Here is a 19,463-nt window from a genome sequence, read left to right as displayed (position 1 = left end):
TGTATTTGCCTATCTAGAACTAAAAATCACCTCTGTTGAAAACCTTATTGGATGAGTTCATCCGGACAAGCTTCGCTTCATGGTACAGCAGGGTTGGTTTGATGAAGCCCAGCGAGCTGCTGGCTGGCATCGAGATGATGCTGAATCTTGAGTTCAATAAAGCCACAGACCTCCTCATTTTAGACAACATTGACGAGTGCCTGAACGCAGTCACAAGTTGCTGAATTTAGCTACACTTTGAACATACTTGTAATAACAGTCAGCCACAGCTGTAAGGATACGTGCTATGCCGGTCGATTCCGAAAGTCCGCTAGGTCGTGAGCCAGAGCAAACAGCGCAATCAGTACTGAATGTCATTAAAGAACTAGTTAAAGAACTGCGGCAAGGGCAGGAGTCCCCTGAGCCGATTCAGCTCGATTGTGATTTTGACCGTGATCTGGGGTTTGACAGCCTTGCCCGTGCCGAGTTGATCCAACGTATAGAACAGCAGTTTAAGGTAAACCTGCCCGATCAAACGCTGGCAGTGATAGAAACACCACGGGATTTGTTACGGGAACTGCTTCACGCAGAGAGTCAGGACACAGCTTTAGTGTCTGAACAAATTATCAGGCAGATTAAGCTCGGGGCCGTCGAATCCGCGCCTGAACAGATGGATACCCTGCAGCAAGTCCTTGACTGGCATGTGAAAGAGCATCCTGACCGTCCGCACCTTTATGTTTATCAGAATGCCGATCAGGTAACAGAGATCAGCTACCGGGCATTGCGGGATGAAGCATTGCGGATTGCATCCGGGCTGGTGAAGCAAGATGTTGAACCCGGTCAGTGCATTGCCATTATGCTGCCGACCAGCAATGACTATTTTTACAGTTTTTTCGGGATACTGTTTGCCAGAGCCATTCCAGTTCCTATCTACCCCCCGGCACGGCCTTCACAGATAGAAGATCACTTAAAGCGCCATGCCCGTATTCTGCAAAACTCTCAGGTGCGTATTCTGATCACTGTCCCGGAAGCCAAGCCGCTCTCGCAATTGCTTCGGCTTCAGGTGCCTTCTATTCAAGCCGTGGTCACTGTTCCTGAGCTAAGGCAAGCCGCCTCCGGACCGCTCTCTATGCGTGATGCTCAGAGTTCGGATATTGCTTTTTTACAGTATACATCTGGCAGTACCGGAAACCCCAAAGGAGTAGCTTTGACGCATGCCAACCTGCTTGCTAACGTGCGGATTATGGGCAGAGTCGTGTGCGCCGATTCGACCGATGTTTTTGTCAGCTGGCTGCCGGTATACCACGACATGGGGTTGATCGGTACCTGGTTCGGCAGCCTGTATCACGCTATCCCCTTAGTGATCATGTCGCCCTTGTTGTTTTTGTCCAAACCTCAGCGCTGGCTGTGGGCGATACATCATCATCGCGGTACTTTGTCACCGGCACCCAATTTTGCGTATGAGTTATGTATCAACAAAATCGACGATGCCGAGCTTGAGGGATTAGATCTCAGCACCTGGCGGCTGTCATGGAATGGCGCTGAGCCTGTCAGCTCGAGCACGATACGTCGCTTTACTGAGCGATTCGCTAAATATGGCTTTCGCCCCGAAACCATGTCACCAGTTTATGGATTGGCAGAATGCTCTGTTGGCCTGACCTTCCCGACCAGTGTGCGTCTTCCCCTGATTGAGCGTATCAGACGTGAGCCAATGGAGCGTTTTGGCCGGGCGATTACGGCAGCAGCAGATGAGACGGATGTCATGCAGATAGTGGGCTTAGGTCAGCCGCTGCCGGGACACCAGATCCGTATTGTTGACGAATTTGGCAGAGAGTTACCGGAGCGGGAGGAAGGAGGGCTGGAGTTTAAAGGGCCTTCCGCTACCCAGGGGTATTATCGGGATCCGGAAAAGACGCAACAGTTGTTTCATGGTGAATGGCTTGATACCGGAGACCGAGCCTTTATGGTTGGTGGCGAGCTGTTTATTACCGGACGGAGCAAAGATATTATTATTCGTGCTGGTCGAAACATTCATCCCCACGAACTGGAAGAAGCGGTGTGCAATATCCCGGGGATCCGAAAAGGCTGTGTCGCGGCATTTGCCAGTCATGACAGCCATTCCGGCACTGAGCGGTTGATTGTACTGGCGGAAACACGTGAAACAGACAAAGTGCAGCAACAGCGACTACAGCAGGAAGTAAACAACCTTTCTCTGGATCTGCTGGGTAGTCCCCCAGATGAAGTGGTGATCGCACCGCCTCATACCGTACCTAAAACCTCCAGCGGCAAAATTCGTCGCGCAGCATGCAAAGATCTTTACGAGCAAAATAAACTCGATGCCCGGCAACGTGCCGTGTGGTGGCAGACGCTTCGTTTGATGATGGCAGGAATAAATCCTCAGCTGAGGCGCTACTGGCGAATAGTTTCAGATTTTAGTTATGCAGCTTACATGTGGCTGGTTATGGCCGTCCTTGCGCCATGTGTCTGGTGCCTGGTTGCGGTCGTTCCCAATAAACGCTGGTGCTGGTCGGTTGCCAGGCTTGGCGTTCGCTTACTGATCTTGTTTACCGGAACCAGGGTAACGATGAAGGGGAAGGAAAACCTGCCTGATAATACCCCCTGTATCTTGGTTGCTAACCATTCCAGCTACCTTGATGGGCTGATAATGGCGCTGGCAGCCCCGACAGAATGTAATTTTGTTGCCAAGGCGGAGCTATTGAAAAATCCTTTCGCCCGCATTTTTCTGTCCCGGCTGGATACCGAATTTGTTGAGCGTTTTGATATGCAAAAAAGTGTGACCGATGCCCGGCGGATAGCGGCCAATGCCAGGGACAACCGCTCCCTGTTCTTTTTTCCCGAAGGAACCTTATATCGAATGCCCGGACTTCACGAGTTTCATATGGGGGCGTTTATAGCTGCGGTCGATGCTGCTCTGCCTGTCGTGCCAATCACCCTTTGTGGTACACGCTCAAAACTGCGTGGTACATCTCTATTTCCCAGACGGGGAGATATCAGCGTGACGATTGGCAAACCGCTGACTCCACAAGGGACTGACTGGAATGCAGCCCTCGCTCTGAGGGATCAAGCCAGAGCTGAAATTCTGAGCCATTGTGGTGAACCGGATTTGGCACACATAGAAAAGTAAGATTAAACCCCCTTAAAGGCAGAAGATGATCAGGTAGTTATGTAAAGCGTACGTTCATCGTAATTTCTGCTAAAAACACGATATTACCTTCAGTATCAGTCACACTTACAGGTACTAATTTATCCCCGTCAGTATTCCAATCAATATTTCCCCCGTCAGCCACAGCAACTAAATCTGTTTTTGCTTTTTTAAGATATTGAACAGACATGCCAGTTGGCAACCAGCGACTCTTAACAGGTACAGAAACATCGGTCATCATTCCTGCCGCGAGCTCTGCCATATTACACATAGCAATAGCATGCACTGTTTTAATATGATTTTGCACTCTTCGACGTTTCTTAATACTTACGCTTGAATAGCCAGGTTTTAGCTCGGTGACTAAGGGTTTTATGGAAGAAAAATAAGGCGCCATACGGCAAACAATGAAAGTAAATAGATGTTGTCCGAATGGTAGCTTGGTTATTCGACGATAAGTTTTAAGATTTTTACGCATTGAAAAGTCCTTTTCCAAATAGCACTCTGGTCTGACCACGCTACATTTTGTGTGTTTAAAAATCAACCATACGTTATGGTCATGCCTCACAGTTTTTACACTGTTTCTTATTAGGAAAGATTCAATTATTAAATGCATGATTTATTTTTTATATTTAAAATCAAAGTCTTATTTTGTTTTTGTTCATGATAGTTCAATGGGTGAAATCATTTTATCCCGCTGAAATAGTAAATGTCTGACAATAGAGTCTATATGTCTGATTGCAGATATTTATATCTTTAGTGACGTGTCAGAATACACTTAAGAAAAAGATGTTATCCCGATAAAAAACGAACTTATACAAAAAGGCAATCAATGTTCTACCTACTTCCCTTATTAACCGTTTCTATCTGGGCAGGGAATGCCATAGTAAACAAACTTTCTTTTAGCGTGATTGATCCAGGAGCGATCGCATTCTATAGATGGTTTTTTGCCATGCTGGTGCTGACCCCATTTTTAGCAAAATCTATTTGGCAGCATCGCAAAACGATTAAACCGTACTTACCAAAATTAGCGTTTTTGTCTTTATTAGGCATGGTGTTAAACCAGTCTTTGGGCTATTTTGCCGCCGCGACAACAACAGCGACAAATATGGCATTAATCATATCGTTAGTGCCGTTGATCAGTATGTTTTTAAGTGTGCCATTACTCAGCCAACGTTTATCGCCGCTTGCCATTGTTGGGGCAATATTGTCATTGGGTGGGCTGGTGTTGATGCTAAGCCACGGTAATCTCAATCAATTAGCGGCGCAAGGAATCACCCAAGGTGATGGTTTATTGCTGATCGCCGCGTTTGTTTATGCACTTTATTGTGTTTTACTGAAACGCTGGCAAATGCCTCTCACAAATTGGCAATCAGTGTATGTACAAGGTGTTCTTGCTGTCATCATGCTGTTTCCAATGTTCTTAAATAGTGAACGCATGGCGATTACTGCAGAAGCATTTCCATTAGTGATGTATGCAGCAATGCTGGGTTCATTAATTGCCCCTTGGTGCTGGTTGTTAGGTATTCAGCGTTTAGGTGCTGATCGTACTGCAATGTTCATGAACTTGATGCCAGTCATTACAGCACTTATTGCAAGCGTAGTATTGAATGAGCAGTTAGAGTCTTACCATTATATTGGTGGGGTGATGGTATTAAGTGGCGTCGCGTTAGCCCAAAAGAAAGTCAAAGCACGTCAACAAAAAATGGCGACAGCATAGCTGTAAAGTGAACTAAAAAACGCGATAGTGAAAATAAAGCGGTAGTAACGTGTTTTATTTAAACACCGTTATTACCGTTTTTTGCCAATAAAAATTGACCTGAACGTGTGTTTAAATATTTTCCTTGGCTGATTTTTTGCTGACCGTTTACCCATAAATTGTGCAGACCGGTTGCATACCTTTCTGGTTGCTCTATCGTTGCATGATCACAGAAATCAGCGCCAAACATAGCAATATCGGCATAATAGCCTGGTGCTAATTTTCCCCGCTTGTGAAGTGAAAATGTCTCTGCGCTTAACGCCGTCATTTTACGAATCGCCTGCTCAAGCGACAGTAATTTACGTTGAGTGACAAATTGGTTAATGATCCGTGGGAACGAGCCGCTGACTCTCGGGTGAAGCCTGCCTCCGAGTAGGGTGTCTGAGCCAACCATCCCCTGTGGATGCTGAAAGATCTGCTCAACAAGTGCCTCATCCATAAAATAATCAATCATCCGGACATTACCCTGCTCACTGATGAGAAGATCTAACGCAAAATCGACGGGATGCTGATCAGTTTGTTGTGCACATTCAGCAATAGAGATCCCTACCCATTTCTGAGCTTCTTGGCTTTCAACTTCGCAAATAAGAATATTTTCCCAACCAACTAACGCGGGTAGGTTATCCCAAGGTTCGCTTGCCTGAGGTAAAACACGTTCAGAAAGCCAGTCATGGACTTGTCGTCTGACAGTGGAGGTATGTAACTTTTTCATCAATTCATCCGGTGCGTAGGCGCGGATCAGGGCCGGAGGCAATATAGAAAATAGCGTTGTACTTCCGTAATGGTAAGGATATTGGTCGAAGGAGATCTGATAACGTTCGAGCAATGATAGTAACGATGATAATTTTCCCGCATTACGCTGGCCAATTAGCTTCAGGTGGGAAATATGTAACTGGCAGCCAGCTTGTTCAGATAATACGATCATCTCTTGTAGCGCTTCAAGGATCTGATCACTTTCACTGCGCATGTGTACAACAATTGGTTTCTGATATTTAGCCGCAACCTGAGCGACGGTTAACAGTTCATCGCGATCACTAAATAGAGCAGGGTGATAGATCAATCCCAGACTGACCCCTCTGGCTCCAGCCCCTAGGGCTTCATCTGTCAATTGAGCCAGTTTTAGTCGCTGATTTTTATTCATCGGTATGCTGCTGTTACCACAGATTTGATAACGCAATAAGCCATGCGGTAAGAAGGCGGATACGTTAACTTCTAATCCCTGCTGCTCAAGGGCTGATGTATAACTGGGAAAATCGTCCCAGCCCCAATCGATCGGTGGATTACCTATTATTAGACGCTTTCTGTGTTCAGCTTGCAGTTCCTTTGGCAACGGTGAAACACCAAGACCACAGAGGCCGACAAGTTCGGTGGTGATGCCTTGCATTATTTTTGGCTTAAACCCTTGTGGTAAAAACGTTGCTAGATCGGTGTGGCTATGAACGTCAATAAATCCCGGCGTCACAAAAGCACCATCAGCATCGATGACGTGATCAACCGCTGTTGTGATAAAAGGGGAAATGTCAGTAATGACTTGATTATTAATTAATATATCACTTTTAAAAGCATTACTACCACGACCATCAATTACCGTCGCATTTTTGATTAACTGACGCATTATTGTTACTCCATCATCAATAACATGCCAGTACGGCACTCGAGTAAATCCTAATTTTATTCGTTATTATGATAGATCGTTTTGTGTGACAAATGTATGGGCTGGCTTTGTTTTTATGGGTTTAATGTAATTTCTACAAACCCGTTATTACCGTTTTTTTTGTTTATGCGATGAGAAAAGTAATAAAATAAATAGGTTATAAAGTTCAACGAAAAATACAGAACATTGTAAATCTAATGTTGCATTTATGATTTTTATAACCTGTTATGTTTAAACAACTAGATCATAACAAGTGAGTACATTATGAAAGTTGTTGTTGAATTCCAAAAAAATGGTATCTATCGAGATCACTACTGGGAAGGGTACTTTCACTCTGTTAAAGGTCAGCTGCGTGAAGTAACACCGTCTTATGCGGCACAGTTAATTAAAGAGTCGAAAGCAACGTTGTATGTGAAAGACTGATAAAACTTATATCAAACTAGATAAGTACCTGATCATCCTGAGCAACTATCTGATCATTTACTTATCTAGAATGGTATTAAATGCCACATGATTGAAGGTTATTTCGCAAACCGGATTGTGGGATATGACCGCCGTCACTATCTTTATTGCACGTTTAGCTACTGTGTAATTGAAGGTACATTGGCAAACTGTGGCAACCATTGACGCTGTGCAGTAAACATTTCAGTAAACATCGCATCAATTTGCTCAAGGGTGCACACTGTCGCCGTTACCGGATCCAGAGCCAGAGCATACCGTGCAGCATCAAGATCACAAGTCAGCGCCGCTTCAACAATTAACTCTTGTACCGCGGTATTGGTTTTGATCAAACTAGCGCATTGCATAGGTAAACGGCCCATTTTCTGCGGATGAATCCCTTGGCTATCAACCCAAATCGGTACCTCAACAACACAGTTTTCAGGTAGGTTATCGATCAACAAACCTGCAGACTGGCGATTCGGCACATTACCATTGATTCGTGTCCGTTCACCGCTGACCATCGCGTTAATCAGCTTAGGTGCATTCAGCATATTTGGCTCAATAGTAAACTTTTGTATCCCTGCCAACTGGGCGTCAATTTCAGCTTCACCAGCAGAATGGACTTTTTCTTCCAACGCCAATAAATCCCAGCGCTGAGGGAGGAAATGATTAATCATCTCTTCATTTTTACGGAAATAGGGTAGGTAATCGCTACAGTGCCAGTGGTTTTCGGTACACCATAAACCAAAAAATTTCAGTACTTCACAGCGCACACCATCAGCAGCGTAGACCTTCGGGTTATTAACCAATTCACTGATTTTAGGCTGCATATCCTTGCCATTCGCCATCATTTTGGTTATCCACGTCATGTGATTAATGCCCGCGAATTCATAGTCAATGTGCGAAGGTACATCGTGATACATCAGTCGTTGCCAGCGTTCGGGGGTTGAAGGGTGCTCTACCCAGTCGCCTTCGCCTAAATACCCGACAAGCTGAGCTGCGGTATAGCGCACGCCATAACACAAACCGATAGATTTAATCGGGCTGGAATCCTTTGCTGCCCAAGTTAATGGCGCGAGTGGGTTGGCATAATTGATAAACAATGCCTCGGGGCATACCTCTTCCATGTCTCGCAATATGGCCAACATTGGGGGAATATGGCGTAGAGCGCGGAAAATGCCACCCGGCCCCATGGTATCGCCAACTTCTTGTATCACACCGTACTTGGTCGGAATCTGCATATCCAGTCGCCACGGCTCTAAGCCTCCAACCTGAATGGCATTAATCACAAAGTCAGCACCGGTCAACGCCTGACGCCTATCTGTGGTCATACTGATCCGAGCACGAGTATTAGCCTGCTCAGCCATTTTACTAATAAGTTGATGGCTTCTTTTAAGTACCTCAGGATCGATATCCATCAACACCAAGTCAATATCGTTCAATGCCGGATAAGAGAGTAATGCTGAAGTAATCTGACGGGTGAACATTACACTACCCGCACCGATAATGGTTATTTGAGTCATATTTATACCTTATTAAAAAGTAACCGTCGCCATGATCCTATGTGCTGTTTTAACAGCATGCTATGGACCATTAACGAAACAAGAATGGTGACGCCGTAGATTAGGCGAGTCCAAAAACCCGCCAACCCGGCACTGATGATTCCGGCTTCTAAAATACCGATAATGCAGGCACCAAACAGTGTGCCCATCAAGGTGCCGCGCCCGCCGAGAACAGAGGTGCCGCCAATGAATACCGAGGCAAAAACCAATAGCATGTAACCCTGCCCCTGATTAGGCCACCAGCTACTCATCTCAAGGCTGACAAAGACTCCGACTAAAGCCGACATCGCGCCCATCAGCATAAATAACAACAAGCGAGTCCGTTCAACCGGTACTCCCATCACTTGTGCTGCTGTCGGGTTATCACCAATAAAATTGACGTTATCACCAAAAACATGGTGCGAAAGGATCAGCCAGAGCAGGAAAATCACCAGCAAGGCCCATAACATCTGGGCAGGAATCACTTCGGCAATACGGCCAACCATCAGAGTGTGAATCCAACTGTCACGAATTTGCGGAATACTCAGGGCGAGACCGTCAGCCAAAACGGTTGTTAGGCCACCCAGAAAAAACTGGGTGCCGATGGTTGCAATGATCGAAGGGATACGAAAATAGACCACCAGTATTCCGTTCAAGATGCCACAAGCTAAACCTGCAGCAATCGCACATCCTAGGGCCAACAGAGGGGAGTTTGTCGCCTGAAAGATGGCAGAGAAAACGAAGCCTCCCAGCGCGACAACCGCGGGGAAACTCATGTCGATTTCACGCGCGATAATTAGCAACGTCAAAGCAAAAGCCAGCATAGCCGTGAACGGAATCGTCGACATGAATGCGGTGTAAATTCGGCCATGTAGGAAGGTTTCTGGGCTACACACCGTAAAGAGTGCCCATAAGGCGACAAGGATTAATGCAGTCAATGACGGTACACGGTGACGAGTAATAAATGAATTCATCATGCTCCCTGTCCTACAGCATCTAATAGTGCCAACTGTAATGAAGACAGAGTCATCTCTGATTTTCGATATTCTGCTACCATACTGCCACGATCCATCACTACAAATCGGTCGGCTACACGATAGGCGTCATTCATGTTATGGGTGATTAATAGGCATGCCCTGCCTTGCGATTTCAATGTTTCAATAAAGCACAACACTTTTTCGACCTCGCCCAACGACAACGCCGTGGTCGGCTCATCTAATATCACCACCCGAGCATCAAATAACATGGCACGACCGATGGCCAATCCTTGACGCTCACCGCCTGATAGCAAACTCACAGGGGCATCGATATTGGCTCCGACGCCACGAAAATCTAATTTCTTGAGGAGCAGAGCGGCCTGACGACGCTCTTCTTTGTGATCAATGAATCCTAGCCGGTTACGAAGATGCCGGCCAAGAAATAGATTACGCCAAACGCTCTGCTGTTCGCCGAGAGAACCAGATTGATAGACAGTTTCAATGCCTAACTGACGGGCATGTTGTACCGTATAGCGATGAGTCGGCACCTTCTCACCACCAATCATTAACTGACCACTTTCAATTTGCTCGGCACCGGCAATCAACTTGATGAGGGTTGATTTTCCGGCTCCGTTATCACCGAGCAAAGCACATACCTCACCACGATGAAGTGAGAATTGAATATCTTTTAACGCGTGGACCTGGCCAAACCATTTGTTCAGCCCAGTCAACTCAAGCACTCGAGCCGTCATTAACGAATGCCTTTTGCAGCCAAGGGCGCAATAAAATCGATATTATTCTGGCTGACAAATCCAGCGCCAGTATTGATATCTAGGCCAGAAAACCCATAACGCTTGCTCAATACAACCTGTACTACAGACAGGTACCCCATCAGATATGGCTGACTATCGGCAACGAGCTGGACGTAATCTGTTTTAATCGCATCTGCAGTTGCTGGCGAAAGGCTAAACCCTGCCACATACAGTTCTTGTGGGCGAATACCTGCATTACGCAAGAAGTTACCCATTTGTGAGGTAAGCGCTCCATGATCTACCATAATCAGCTTCACATTTGGATTGCGTGCTAGGTAGGCCGTGATTACATTGGTTCCCAGAGAAGGGTCTTTATCTGTTTCTGGTGAGATTTGAAGAAAATCGACGGCTAAACCTGCTTCTTCAAGAGTGCTGATCAGCCCACGTGTAGAATCACTACGCTCGGCAATATCTTTGATCCCCCAGACCATCGCTTGGTCACCTGCCTTGAACTGACCGCGACGTAATGCTTCTTTGGCCAAGTGAATACCGCGTGCAGCGTTACTCACTCCGACATAACCAAACCCTTTACTCTGTTCATTTGCCATCGTGGTTGGAAGGGCTGTATCAACTGACGTAACTTGAATGCCTTTGCTAAATGCTTCATTAACCAAATTATCGTAGGCACTGTCACCAGGGTGCCCCATTACAACAATACCCGTCGGTTTGGCAGCCAGTGCTAGCTTGAAATTTTCAATCATCTTTTGCGGTTGCCAATCTGAGTACATTACACGTAGATCGACCCCTAAATCATCCGCTGCCTGTGTCGCTCCATTTTGAACAACTGTTGCGTATGGTCCTCCTACTGGTCCGCCGACATCAAACCAAATTGACATGTCCTTTCCTGACGGGGAGGCCGCTGCTGTTGAAGAGGATAACGAGAAAACAGCTAAAAATAGAGCAGCTAATATAGTCTTTTTTGATTTGCCAGATAAAATTCCATAAATATTCATAACAACAATACTCCTGATTGGTATATGTACAGGTTGCACATAATACGCCTTGAGTATTGATGTTTAATCAAAAGAATATTCTTTTTATGATTCTCGTCTCATTTAGTAGAAGCTATTGATAATATAGAATAAAAATAATCAATGGCAGGTTTATACAGCAGCATCATTTTGCGGTAAAACTACTTTGCGAGAGAGCTCAGAAGTTTTATTCGCGTAGCTAAACCATGTCGCATTAATTGATAACGATTAGCTACGTAGGTCATAAACGTCATAACCAGCCCCAACAGCTACACCTTCGACAATACCGCCGTCAATTAGGCCAAGAACGGCACCACTAGCCACGCCAAGTAATGCGCCATTTGCTATACCCGTTTTTTACCGCTTCGCCTTTATCCCTGAGCTCATTTTTTAGTGCCTTCGTTGGTATTGAGCCTGATCACCCTCATTACTCTGGTTTGCAAAAAAACACGTATTTCTTCGATAAATTATTAGAGGGGATTAAACAGATGTGTGAAAAAGATGCTTATGGACCACTTTAATCATAGCCACGCTCCTTTCATTTGATATGCAATAAACAGAAGGTTCGGAGTCCACCGGAAATCGCCCTAAAACTGTCACAATCTCTCAATTCAGCGTGTAGGAATAGGAATAATTCGCCAAAGGTATATTATGTGTCAGCATAATAATAAACATACGCCGTACGGCACGCGAAAGGCAATTCATTCTGGGAAGATAATCCAGCGACAAAGCATGGCAGCATACTGAGAACCGATGACTTACAAAATTTTGATTGTAGAAGACGACCCTATTATTAGGATGAAGATTAAGGGGCACTTCGCCCAGGCTGGTCACACTGTTTTCGAGGCTGATAACGGTGTTGGGATGAAAGAGATCCTTAACCGCGAGAAAATTGATTTGATCCTGCTGGATATTAACTTACCAGGAGAAGACGGAATACAGCTCACCCGTGATGTGAGAAACACATCAGACATCGCTATCATTATGGTCACTGGTCGAACAGACCCTATCGACCGGATTTTAGGCCTTGAAATGGGGGCCGATGATTATGTAACCAAGCCTGTAGAACCGCGAGAGCTGCTGGTACGTGCAAAAAACTTGCTATGGCGCATTCAGCTTACCCGTGACGCTTTAGAACAGGCAGAGGCTGCCTGGTCGCAATTGGAAAAGGATGATAGTACATTCCGGTTCCTGGACTTTGAATTTGATGTTGCTCAGCGTCAGCTGTCAAAGGGTAACGATATGGTAAAGCTAACCAAGGCGGAATATGAGTTGCTGGTAGCTTTTATCACACACCCTTGCAGGGTGTTAGGTCGAGACCGGCTGCTAAACCTGATCTCTCATCGGGTTGATACACCGAGCGATCGTACTATTGACGTTTTGATCCGCCGGCTGAGAAACAAGATGGAAGAAAGCATCAAAAACCCCAAGATTTTTATCACCGTACACGGTGAAGGTTACCTCTTTGCGCCAGAGGTCGCTTAGACCCGTGAATATAACAATAAGAGCCAAGCTTTCATTCATCATGTGTGCCTCATTGCTGACAGTGAGTGGTTTTTTTATCACAAGCCTTATGAATACGGAAAAATCTGTTCTTGAGGCGGAACAAAGCAATGTGAGTGTTAAGGTTGCTAAGTTATTGAATGATAACTTAAAGGGTCAGGTTGATACCGTTACCCGCTCCCTTTCCTATTATTATGAGAATTCGAAGCTGGAAAATATCAAGGCAGAATTAGCGACTGATATCACTACGTTTAGAGACACCATTGACAGTATTTATAACAACAGTGATTCTGTTGTTGATGCAGAAAACAGCATTTATGCTTTTATCAATGAATACCGCTGGGATGGTGGCCGATATATCTTCGCCTATGATGCCTCGTCGGGTGTTGTCAAGGCTAATGGGAGAAAGGCCAGTGATATTGGAAGCAAGCAAAACAATGCTAAAGATAGCAAAGGTAACTATTATACAAGAGATATTATCCGCACGGCCAAAGCCAATGCTATTGGGTTTAGCCGTTATCACTTCTCAAACCCGGTAACCCAAAAAGTCGAAGAAAAACTAACGGCATCGGTTTACTTCAAACCTTTAGACTTGGTTATAGCGACGGGCGAGTACATCAGTACATTACAGCAAGATGAACTTGAGGCGGCTCTTGATACCATCAGTTCATCTAAATACGGCCAAAATGGCTATTTTTGGGTACAGGACGAGAATGGCATGATCCTAGCTCATCCCAATTCGTCTATTGTTGGCACTATCATTTCTTCAACGACCCAAAAAGTCGCGAACAGTATAAAAGGTCGACCCGAAGCTTTTGTTAAAACATTTCACAAAAATCCGACCACCAAACTAGCAGAAAACAAATTTGTCTATGCCAGGAATATTTTCCCTGAATGGGGATGGACCATAGCAACGGGGACGTATGATAGCGACATCACTAGCATTCAAGATGGGCTGACTCGCGCTACGGCAGAAATTTTTAATGATAAAGTGTACATGAACATTACTACTGCCGCTGTACTGCTGATTATTGCTCTGCTGGTCGCAACATGGTCGATTAATAAGATTGTTAGAGGCTTAGTGATCCTCAAAGAACGCATTGATACCTTATCGACAGGTGAAGCAGACTTAACCTCACGGATTGATATCACTTCACATGATGAGTTGGGCGATATTGGCAAGTCGGTAAACAACTTCATTATTTATCTGCAATCCATGACCCTGGAAATTTCGCAAGCCTCTGCAGATATTACTGACGGTATCAAGCACGCCTCTGAGACGGTCGTAAATCCCCAAAAAGCCAATGACCAACTATTGGTAAAAGATGATGTGCTTGAGGCACCTGGCAGTATGACAGCCGTAATAAGAAAACTGGCGGCGGGTGATCTCTCCGTCGATATTCCGCAGGGGGAGAGTGACGAGATAGGCCACCTCGCGGATGCAATATCGGTATTTAAAAAAAATGCGGTAGCCCTGCGAGAGCACCAGAATGAACTGCAAAAACTGGTAGATGAACGTACTACACAGCTTACAGAGGCCAATAATGCACTAAATAGTGAAGTTGCCAAGCATGCAAAAGCACGAGAACAAGCGGAACAGGCCAACAAAGCTAAATCGACTTTCCTTGCCCATATGAGCCATGAAATCCGCACCCCGATGAACGGAATAATGGGGACGCTACACCTCCTTGATGATACAGCCTTAGACAACGCACAAAAACACTACACTAAAACCATCCTTTCATCAGGTGAAATTCTGATGGGGGTACTCAATAATGTTCTGGATTATTCTAAAATCGAAGCCGGATATTTCGATATTAATGAAACCAACTTCCACACCAACACGATGGTGGGTAATGTTGTCAATATGCTTAAAGCCAGAGCCAAAGAAAAGAACATCAAACTAACCTATGCAGTCGCAAGCGATGTCCCAATTTGCTTGCATGGTGACGCCAACAAGATCATCCAAATTCTCACCAATTTAGTGGGTAACGCCATTAAATTTACCAATATGGGAAGCGTTATAATCCGTGTGTTGATCAAGGAGCAACTGGCGGAAGAACGATTTTTGCTCATGTTTGAGGTGCTAGATACTGGTGAAGGTATTCATGAGGAAAAACAGACGGTTATCTTTGAACCTTTTGAACAGGCAACTCAATCAGAACGCGGTACCGGATTAGGTTTGCCTATCAGCAAGCGATTCGCTGAGATGCTTGGCGGGGAGTTAACGGTGTACAGTGAACCGGATATCGGTAGCCGGTTTATTCTCACACTGCCGTTGAGTGCAGCCGAGGAGTGCGATCCAATTTCCACAGACGAGCCTGTTTCCCTTACTGTCCCGCCATTGAATATTTTGCTGGTAGAAGATAATGAAACGAATGTCCTGATCGCTAAAGGATTCCTGGACAAGCTTGGTCACAAGGTTGTTGTAGCCATGTCAGGAGAAATGGCACAACGCGCGATAGAGGATCATGATGTCGATATCATCTTAATGGATATTAATCTACCGGATACTGACGGTGTTACGCTGACGGGTAGATTGAGAGAGAAAGCAAATCGCTATATACCCACTATCGCCTTCTCTGCTCATGTTTTCCGGCAAGAAATTGAATCGTATCTTGAGGCCGGCCTCGATGGTTTCTTAGGTAAACCGGTACAGTTTAAGCAGATGCAGACTGTCATCGCTAATATCTATAACGGCCAATCCAGCAAGTTCGATACGGTCGGGGACGTGGGTAAGGAACTTGCCGTCACTCTTTTTGACCACTCGGTTTTGGAGGAGGACAGACAGATCCTCGGAGATGGGCTGGTACACGAGATGGTGGATCTGTTTTACAAACGCTCGGCCACCCTGATCAAAGAAATAAAAACAGAGAGCTCAGCAAAAGCCCTTGAGTTGCCAGTCCACAGCCTTAAAAGCTCCGCTGGAGCAATTGGCCTAATCGCCCTGAGTAAAGCCTGTGAGGAACTGGAAATAGCTTGTAAGCAGGGTGCTGATGAACTGGAATTAAATACATTGTCAGCGGATTTACTTGCAATCTATGCTCCTTCTATCGACAGACTGAAAGAAGAATTTCAGGTAAAAAACAAGATAGAACGCCGAGCATTCAGTTAACTCATAATGGGTTTCTGATAAGCCTCATAAGAACAACGTATTTCAAATGACATGAGTACAACCGAAGGTTTAGCTACATGAGTTTAACAATAAGAGCCAAGCTTTCATTCATTATGTGCGCTTCATTGCTAACAATGAGTGGTTTTTTTATCACAAGCCTTATGAATACGGAAAAATCTGTTCTTGAGGCGGAACAAAGCAATGTGAGTGTTAAGGTTGCTAAGTTATTGAATGATAATTTAAAGGGCCAGGTCGATACCGTTGCCCGCTCCCTTTCCTATTATTATGAGAATTCGAAGCTAGAAAATATCAAGGCAGAATTAGCGACTGATATCACTACGTTTAGAGATGCCATAGACAATATTTATAACAACAGTGACTCTGCGGCCGATGCCGAAACCAGCATTCACGCTTTTATCAATGAATACCGCTGGGACAATGGCCGGTATATCTTTGCCTATGATGCCGCCTCAATAGTGAACAAGGCTAACGGAGCCAACACCAGCATTATCGGCACCAGCGCTTATGACAAAAAAGACACCAATGGCAACTATTACGCACAAAATATTGTCAGTGCAACCAAAGCCAATGCGATTGGCTTTACCAGTTATCACTTCTTAAACCCGGTAACCCAAAAAGTCGAAGAAAAACTGACGGCATCGTTTTACTTCGAACCGTTAAACCTGATTGTTGCAACGGGTGAATACATCAGTACATTAAAGCGAGATGAACTAGAGGCAGCTCTTCATACCATCAGTTCATCTAAATACGGCCAAAATGGCTACTTTTGGGTACAGGACAAGAACGGTAAGATCCTGGCTCATCCCAAGGCCGACATTATCGGTACTGTCATTCCGTCAACAACATCAAGAATTGCCGACAGAATAAAAGGCCAATCCGAAGCCTTTGTTAAAATTGCTTACGAAAATCCGACCACCAAACAAACAGAGAACAAAATTGCCTATGCCAGGAATATTTTTCCTGAATGGGGCTGGACGATTGCTACCGGCACTTATGAGAGCGACATCACTAGCATTCAAGATGGGCTGACTCGCGCTACGGCAGAAATTTTTAATGACAAAGTGTACATGAACATTGCTACTGCCGCTGTACTGCTGATTATTGCTCTGCTGGTCGCAACCTGGTCGATCAATAAGATTGTTAGAGGCTTAGTGATCCTCAAAGAGCGCATTGATATTTTATCGACCGGCGAAGCCGACTTAACCTCACGGATTGATATCACGTCACATGATGAGTTGGGCGATATTGGCAAGTCGGTAAACAACTTCATTATTTATCTGCAATCCATGACTCTGGAAATTTCGCAAGCCTCTGCTCATATCACTGACGGTATCAAGCACGCCTCCGAGACGACCGCAAACACCCACAAAGCCAATGACCAAGCACTGTTGTTAAAAAATGATGTGCCTGAGGCTCCTGGCAGTATGACAGCGGTAATAAGAAAACTGGCGGCCGGTGATCTTTCTGTCGATATTCCGCAGGGGGAGAGTGACGAGATAGGTCATCTCGCGGATGCAATATCGGTATTTAAAAAAAATGCGGTAGCCCTGCGAGAGCACCAGAATGAACTGCAAAAACTGGTAGATGAACGTACTACGCAGCTTACCGAGGCCAATAACGCACTAAACAGTGAAGTCGGCAAGCATGCAAAAGCGCGAGAACAAGCGGAACAGGCTAACAAAGCCAAATCGTCTTTCCTTGCCCACATGAGCCATGAGATCCGCACCCCGATGAACGGGATAATGGGGACGCTACACCTCCTTGATGATACAGCCTTAGACAACGCACAAAAACACTACACTAAAACCATCATTTCATCAGGCGAAATTCTGATGGGGGTACTCAATAATGTCCTGGATTATTCTAAAATCGAAGCCGGGTGTTTCGATATTAATGAAACCAATTTCCGCACCGATTCGATTGTGGGCAATGTTGTCAATATGCTTAAAGCCAGAGCCAAAGAAAAGAACATCACACTAACCTATGCAGTTGCAAGCGATGTCCCAATTTTTTTGCATGGTGACGCCAACAAGATCATCCAAATTCTCACCAATTTAGTGGGTAACGCCATTAAATTTACGAAACAGGGAAGCGTTATAATCCGTGTGTTGATTAAGGAGCAACTGGCGGAAGAACGATTTTTGCTCATGTTTGAGGTGGTAGATACTGGCAAAGGTATTCCTGAAGAAAAGCAGGCTGCTATCTTTGAGCCATTTGAACAGGCGACTCGATCAGAACGTGGTACCGGATTAGGTTTGCCTATCAGCAAGCGGTTCGCTGAGATGCTTGGCGGGGAGTTAACGGTGTGCAGTGAGCCGGATATCGGTAGCCGGTTTATTCTTACTCTGCCGTTGAGTGCTGCCGAGGAGTGCGCTCCAATTTGCACAGACGAGCCTGTTTCCCTTACTGTCCCGCCATTGAATATTTTGCTGGTAGAAGATAATGAAACGAATGTCCTGGTCGCTAAAGGATTCCTGGACAAGCTTGGTCACAAGGTTGTTGTAGCCATGACAGGAGAAATGGCACAACGTGCGATAGAGGATCATGATGTCGACATCATCTTAATGGATATTAATCTACCGGATACTGACGGTGTTACGCTGACAGGTAAATTGAGAGAGAAAGCGAATCGCCATATACCAACTATCGCCTTCTCTGCCCATGTTTTCCGGCAAGAAATTGAATCATATCTTGAGGCCGGCCTCGATGGTTTCTTAGGTAAACCAGTACAGTTTAAGCAGATGCAGACTGTTATCGCTAATGTCTATAACGGCCAACCCAGCAAGTTTGATACGGTCGATGACGTGGGTAAGGAACCTGCCGTCACTCTTTTTGACCACTCGGTGCTGGAGAACGATCGGCAGATCCTCGGAGATGGACTAGTGCAGGATATGGTGGCTATGTTTTACGAACGTTCGGCCACTCTGAGCAACGAAATTAACATTCAGAGATCTGCAAAAGCCCTTGAGCTGCCAGTTCACAGCCTTAAAAGCTCCGCCGGAGCCATTGGCCTAATTGCCCTGAGTAAAGCCTGTGAGGAACTGGAAATAGCTTGTAAGCAAGGGGCAGATGAGTTGGAGTTAAAGACATTGTCAGCGAATTTACTTGCTATCTATGTTATTTCTATCGACCGGCTTAAAGAAGAATATTAACGAAAAAACAAGGGTGAATGCCAAAGTATTCTGCTGCTTAATGGCATGCCCTTGTTTTATTGCCTCTTTTTTGCATACTGCACTTACCGTTAACTTGTCCTGATTTTTCCGTATGATTAAGACACCTCTCATAATCAAACATCTCTTACGCCTCGACAAAACGAACTGATTCATAACTAAGTTACTGATATTTAGGCAGCAAAGCCGACGCGCAATAGCGGGGAAAGGCAATCTGTTCATATTTTTACGCATTTCTTTAATACTTGTTCTCAAAAAAAATGCATGATTTGAATATCAACTGATTGCATGTAAGTTGTTGCATAAGCTGAAAGGAACTTCTGAGACAAGAAGTACTTCTGTTGTATTTTTAGAAGGATA

General features: G+C 45.1%; 12 protein-coding genes. 6 read left to right on the top strand and 6 right to left on the bottom strand.

What is annotated here, in order from left to right; all coding sequences use genetic code 11:
- Positions 1–286: 286 nt before the first annotated feature.
- Positions 287–3,124: an AMP-binding protein gene (locus C9J12_RS10205; RefSeq protein ID WP_107242611.1), complete on the top strand. Its 2,838-nt coding sequence runs from the start codon at positions 287–289 to the stop codon at positions 3,122–3,124.
- A gap of 37 nt (positions 3,125–3,161) precedes the next feature.
- Here the strand turns inward: C9J12_RS10205 and C9J12_RS10200 are convergent, their stop codons facing one another.
- Positions 3,162–3,617: a hotdog fold domain-containing protein gene (locus C9J12_RS10200; RefSeq protein WP_107242610.1), complete on the bottom strand. Its 456-nt coding sequence runs from the start codon at positions 3,615–3,617 to the stop codon at positions 3,162–3,164.
- A 354-nt stretch (positions 3,618–3,971) separates the two neighbouring features.
- Between C9J12_RS10200 and C9J12_RS10195 the strand changes: the two genes are divergently transcribed.
- Positions 3,972–4,859 (top strand): DMT family transporter, encoded by an 888-nt coding sequence (locus C9J12_RS10195; protein ID WP_107242609.1) that lies wholly within the window; start codon positions 3,972–3,974, stop codon positions 4,857–4,859.
- 58 nt (positions 4,860–4,917) lie between these two features.
- Here the strand turns inward: C9J12_RS10195 and C9J12_RS10190 are convergent, their stop codons facing one another.
- A complete protein-coding gene (locus C9J12_RS10190) occupies positions 4,918–6,513 on the bottom strand; it encodes an N-acyl-D-amino-acid deacylase family protein (RefSeq protein ID WP_107242608.1) in 1,596 nt (531 codons plus the stop codon).
- A 303-nt stretch (positions 6,514–6,816) separates the two neighbouring features.
- Between C9J12_RS10190 and C9J12_RS30660 the strand changes: the two genes are divergently transcribed.
- Positions 6,817–6,975: a hypothetical protein gene (locus C9J12_RS30660; RefSeq protein WP_170111753.1), complete on the top strand. Its 159-nt coding sequence runs from the start codon at positions 6,817–6,819 to the stop codon at positions 6,973–6,975.
- Positions 6,976–7,133: 158 nt separating this feature from the next.
- Here the strand turns inward: C9J12_RS30660 and melA are convergent, their stop codons facing one another.
- The 4 genes from melA to C9J12_RS10170 are packed head-to-tail and all read right to left on the bottom strand — an operon-like array spanning position 7,134 to position 11,159.
- The gene (melA, locus tag C9J12_RS10185) at positions 7,134–8,516 is read right to left on the bottom strand and encodes an alpha-glucosidase/alpha-galactosidase (protein ID WP_107242607.1); all 1,383 of its coding nucleotides are present in this window, start codon (positions 8,514–8,516) and stop codon (positions 7,134–7,136) included.
- A 2-nt stretch (positions 8,517–8,518) separates the two neighbouring features.
- Complete coding sequence (locus C9J12_RS10180) at positions 8,519–9,511, bottom strand: ABC transporter permease (RefSeq protein WP_227876322.1); 993 nt, start codon at positions 9,509–9,511, stop codon at positions 8,519–8,521.
- Positions 9,508–10,263 carry an ATP-binding cassette domain-containing protein gene (locus C9J12_RS10175; protein WP_011220126.1) on the bottom strand — a complete coding sequence of 252 codons (756 nt, stop codon included), beginning with the start codon at positions 10,261–10,263 and terminating at the stop codon, positions 9,508–9,510. The genes C9J12_RS10180 and C9J12_RS10175 overlap by 4 nt, the downstream gene beginning before the upstream one ends.
- Entirely contained in the window at positions 10,263–11,159 is an 897-nt protein-coding gene (locus tag C9J12_RS10170) for a sugar ABC transporter substrate-binding protein (protein ID WP_227876321.1), read from the bottom strand. Before C9J12_RS10170 ends, C9J12_RS10175 begins: the two co-directional genes overlap by 1 nt.
- Before the next feature lie 888 nt (positions 11,160–12,047).
- Here C9J12_RS10170 and torR point away from each other — a divergent pair.
- The 3 genes from torR to C9J12_RS10145 all read left to right on the top strand — a co-directional run bounded on the left by torR (position 12,048) and on the right by C9J12_RS10145 (position 19,085).
- Positions 12,048–12,779: a two-component system response regulator TorR gene (gene torR / locus C9J12_RS10155; protein WP_107242603.1), complete on the top strand. Its 732-nt coding sequence runs from the start codon at positions 12,048–12,050 to the stop codon at positions 12,777–12,779.
- Positions 12,780–12,783: 4 nt separating this feature from the next.
- Positions 12,784–15,912 carry a cache domain-containing protein gene (locus tag C9J12_RS10150; protein ID WP_107242602.1) on the top strand — a complete coding sequence of 1,043 codons (3,129 nt, stop codon included), beginning with the start codon at positions 12,784–12,786 and terminating at the stop codon, positions 15,910–15,912.
- A 77-nt stretch (positions 15,913–15,989) separates the two neighbouring features.
- Complete coding sequence (locus C9J12_RS10145; RefSeq protein ID WP_107242601.1) at positions 15,990–19,085, top strand: cache domain-containing protein; 3,096 nt, start codon at positions 15,990–15,992, stop codon at positions 19,083–19,085.
- The last annotated feature ends 378 nt before the right edge of the window (positions 19,086–19,463 follow it).

It is taken from the genome of Photobacterium frigidiphilum, assembly GCF_003025615.1.
GTDB classification, from domain to species: Bacteria; Pseudomonadota; Gammaproteobacteria; order Enterobacterales; family Vibrionaceae; genus Photobacterium; species Photobacterium frigidiphilum.
This window is presented reverse-complemented; position numbering and strand designations above follow the sequence as displayed.

Excerpts from the sequence above, each read along its gene's own strand:
- C9J12_RS10205 (WP_107242611.1), top strand. The coding sequence starts at position 287 with ATGCCGGTCGATTCCGAAAGTCCGCTAGGTCGTGAGCCAGAGCAAACA.
- C9J12_RS10200 (WP_107242610.1), bottom strand. The coding sequence starts at position 3,617 with ATGCGTAAAAATCTTAAAACTTATCGTCGAATAACCAAGCTACCATTC.
- C9J12_RS10195 (WP_107242609.1), top strand. The coding sequence starts at position 3,972 with ATGTTCTACCTACTTCCCTTATTAACCGTTTCTATCTGGGCAGGGAAT.
- C9J12_RS10190 (WP_107242608.1), bottom strand. The coding sequence starts at position 6,513 with ATGCGTCAGTTAATCAAAAATGCGACGGTAATTGATGGTCGTGGTAGT.
- C9J12_RS30660 (WP_170111753.1), top strand. The coding sequence starts at position 6,817 with ATGAAAGTTGTTGTTGAATTCCAAAAAAATGGTATCTATCGAGATCAC.
- melA (WP_107242607.1), bottom strand. The coding sequence starts at position 8,516 with ATGACTCAAATAACCATTATCGGTGCGGGTAGTGTAATGTTCACCCGT.
- C9J12_RS10180 (WP_227876322.1), bottom strand. The coding sequence starts at position 9,511 with ATGATGAATTCATTTATTACTCGTCACCGTGTACCGTCATTGACTGCA.
- C9J12_RS10175 (WP_011220126.1), bottom strand. The coding sequence starts at position 10,263 with ATGACGGCTCGAGTGCTTGAGTTGACTGGGCTGAACAAATGGTTTGGC.
- C9J12_RS10170 (WP_227876321.1), bottom strand. The coding sequence starts at position 11,159 with ATGTCAATTTGGTTTGATGTCGGCGGACCAGTAGGAGGACCATACGCA.
- torR (WP_107242603.1), top strand. The coding sequence starts at position 12,048 with ATGACTTACAAAATTTTGATTGTAGAAGACGACCCTATTATTAGGATG.
- C9J12_RS10145 (WP_107242601.1), top strand. The coding sequence starts at position 15,990 with ATGAGTTTAACAATAAGAGCCAAGCTTTCATTCATTATGTGCGCTTCA.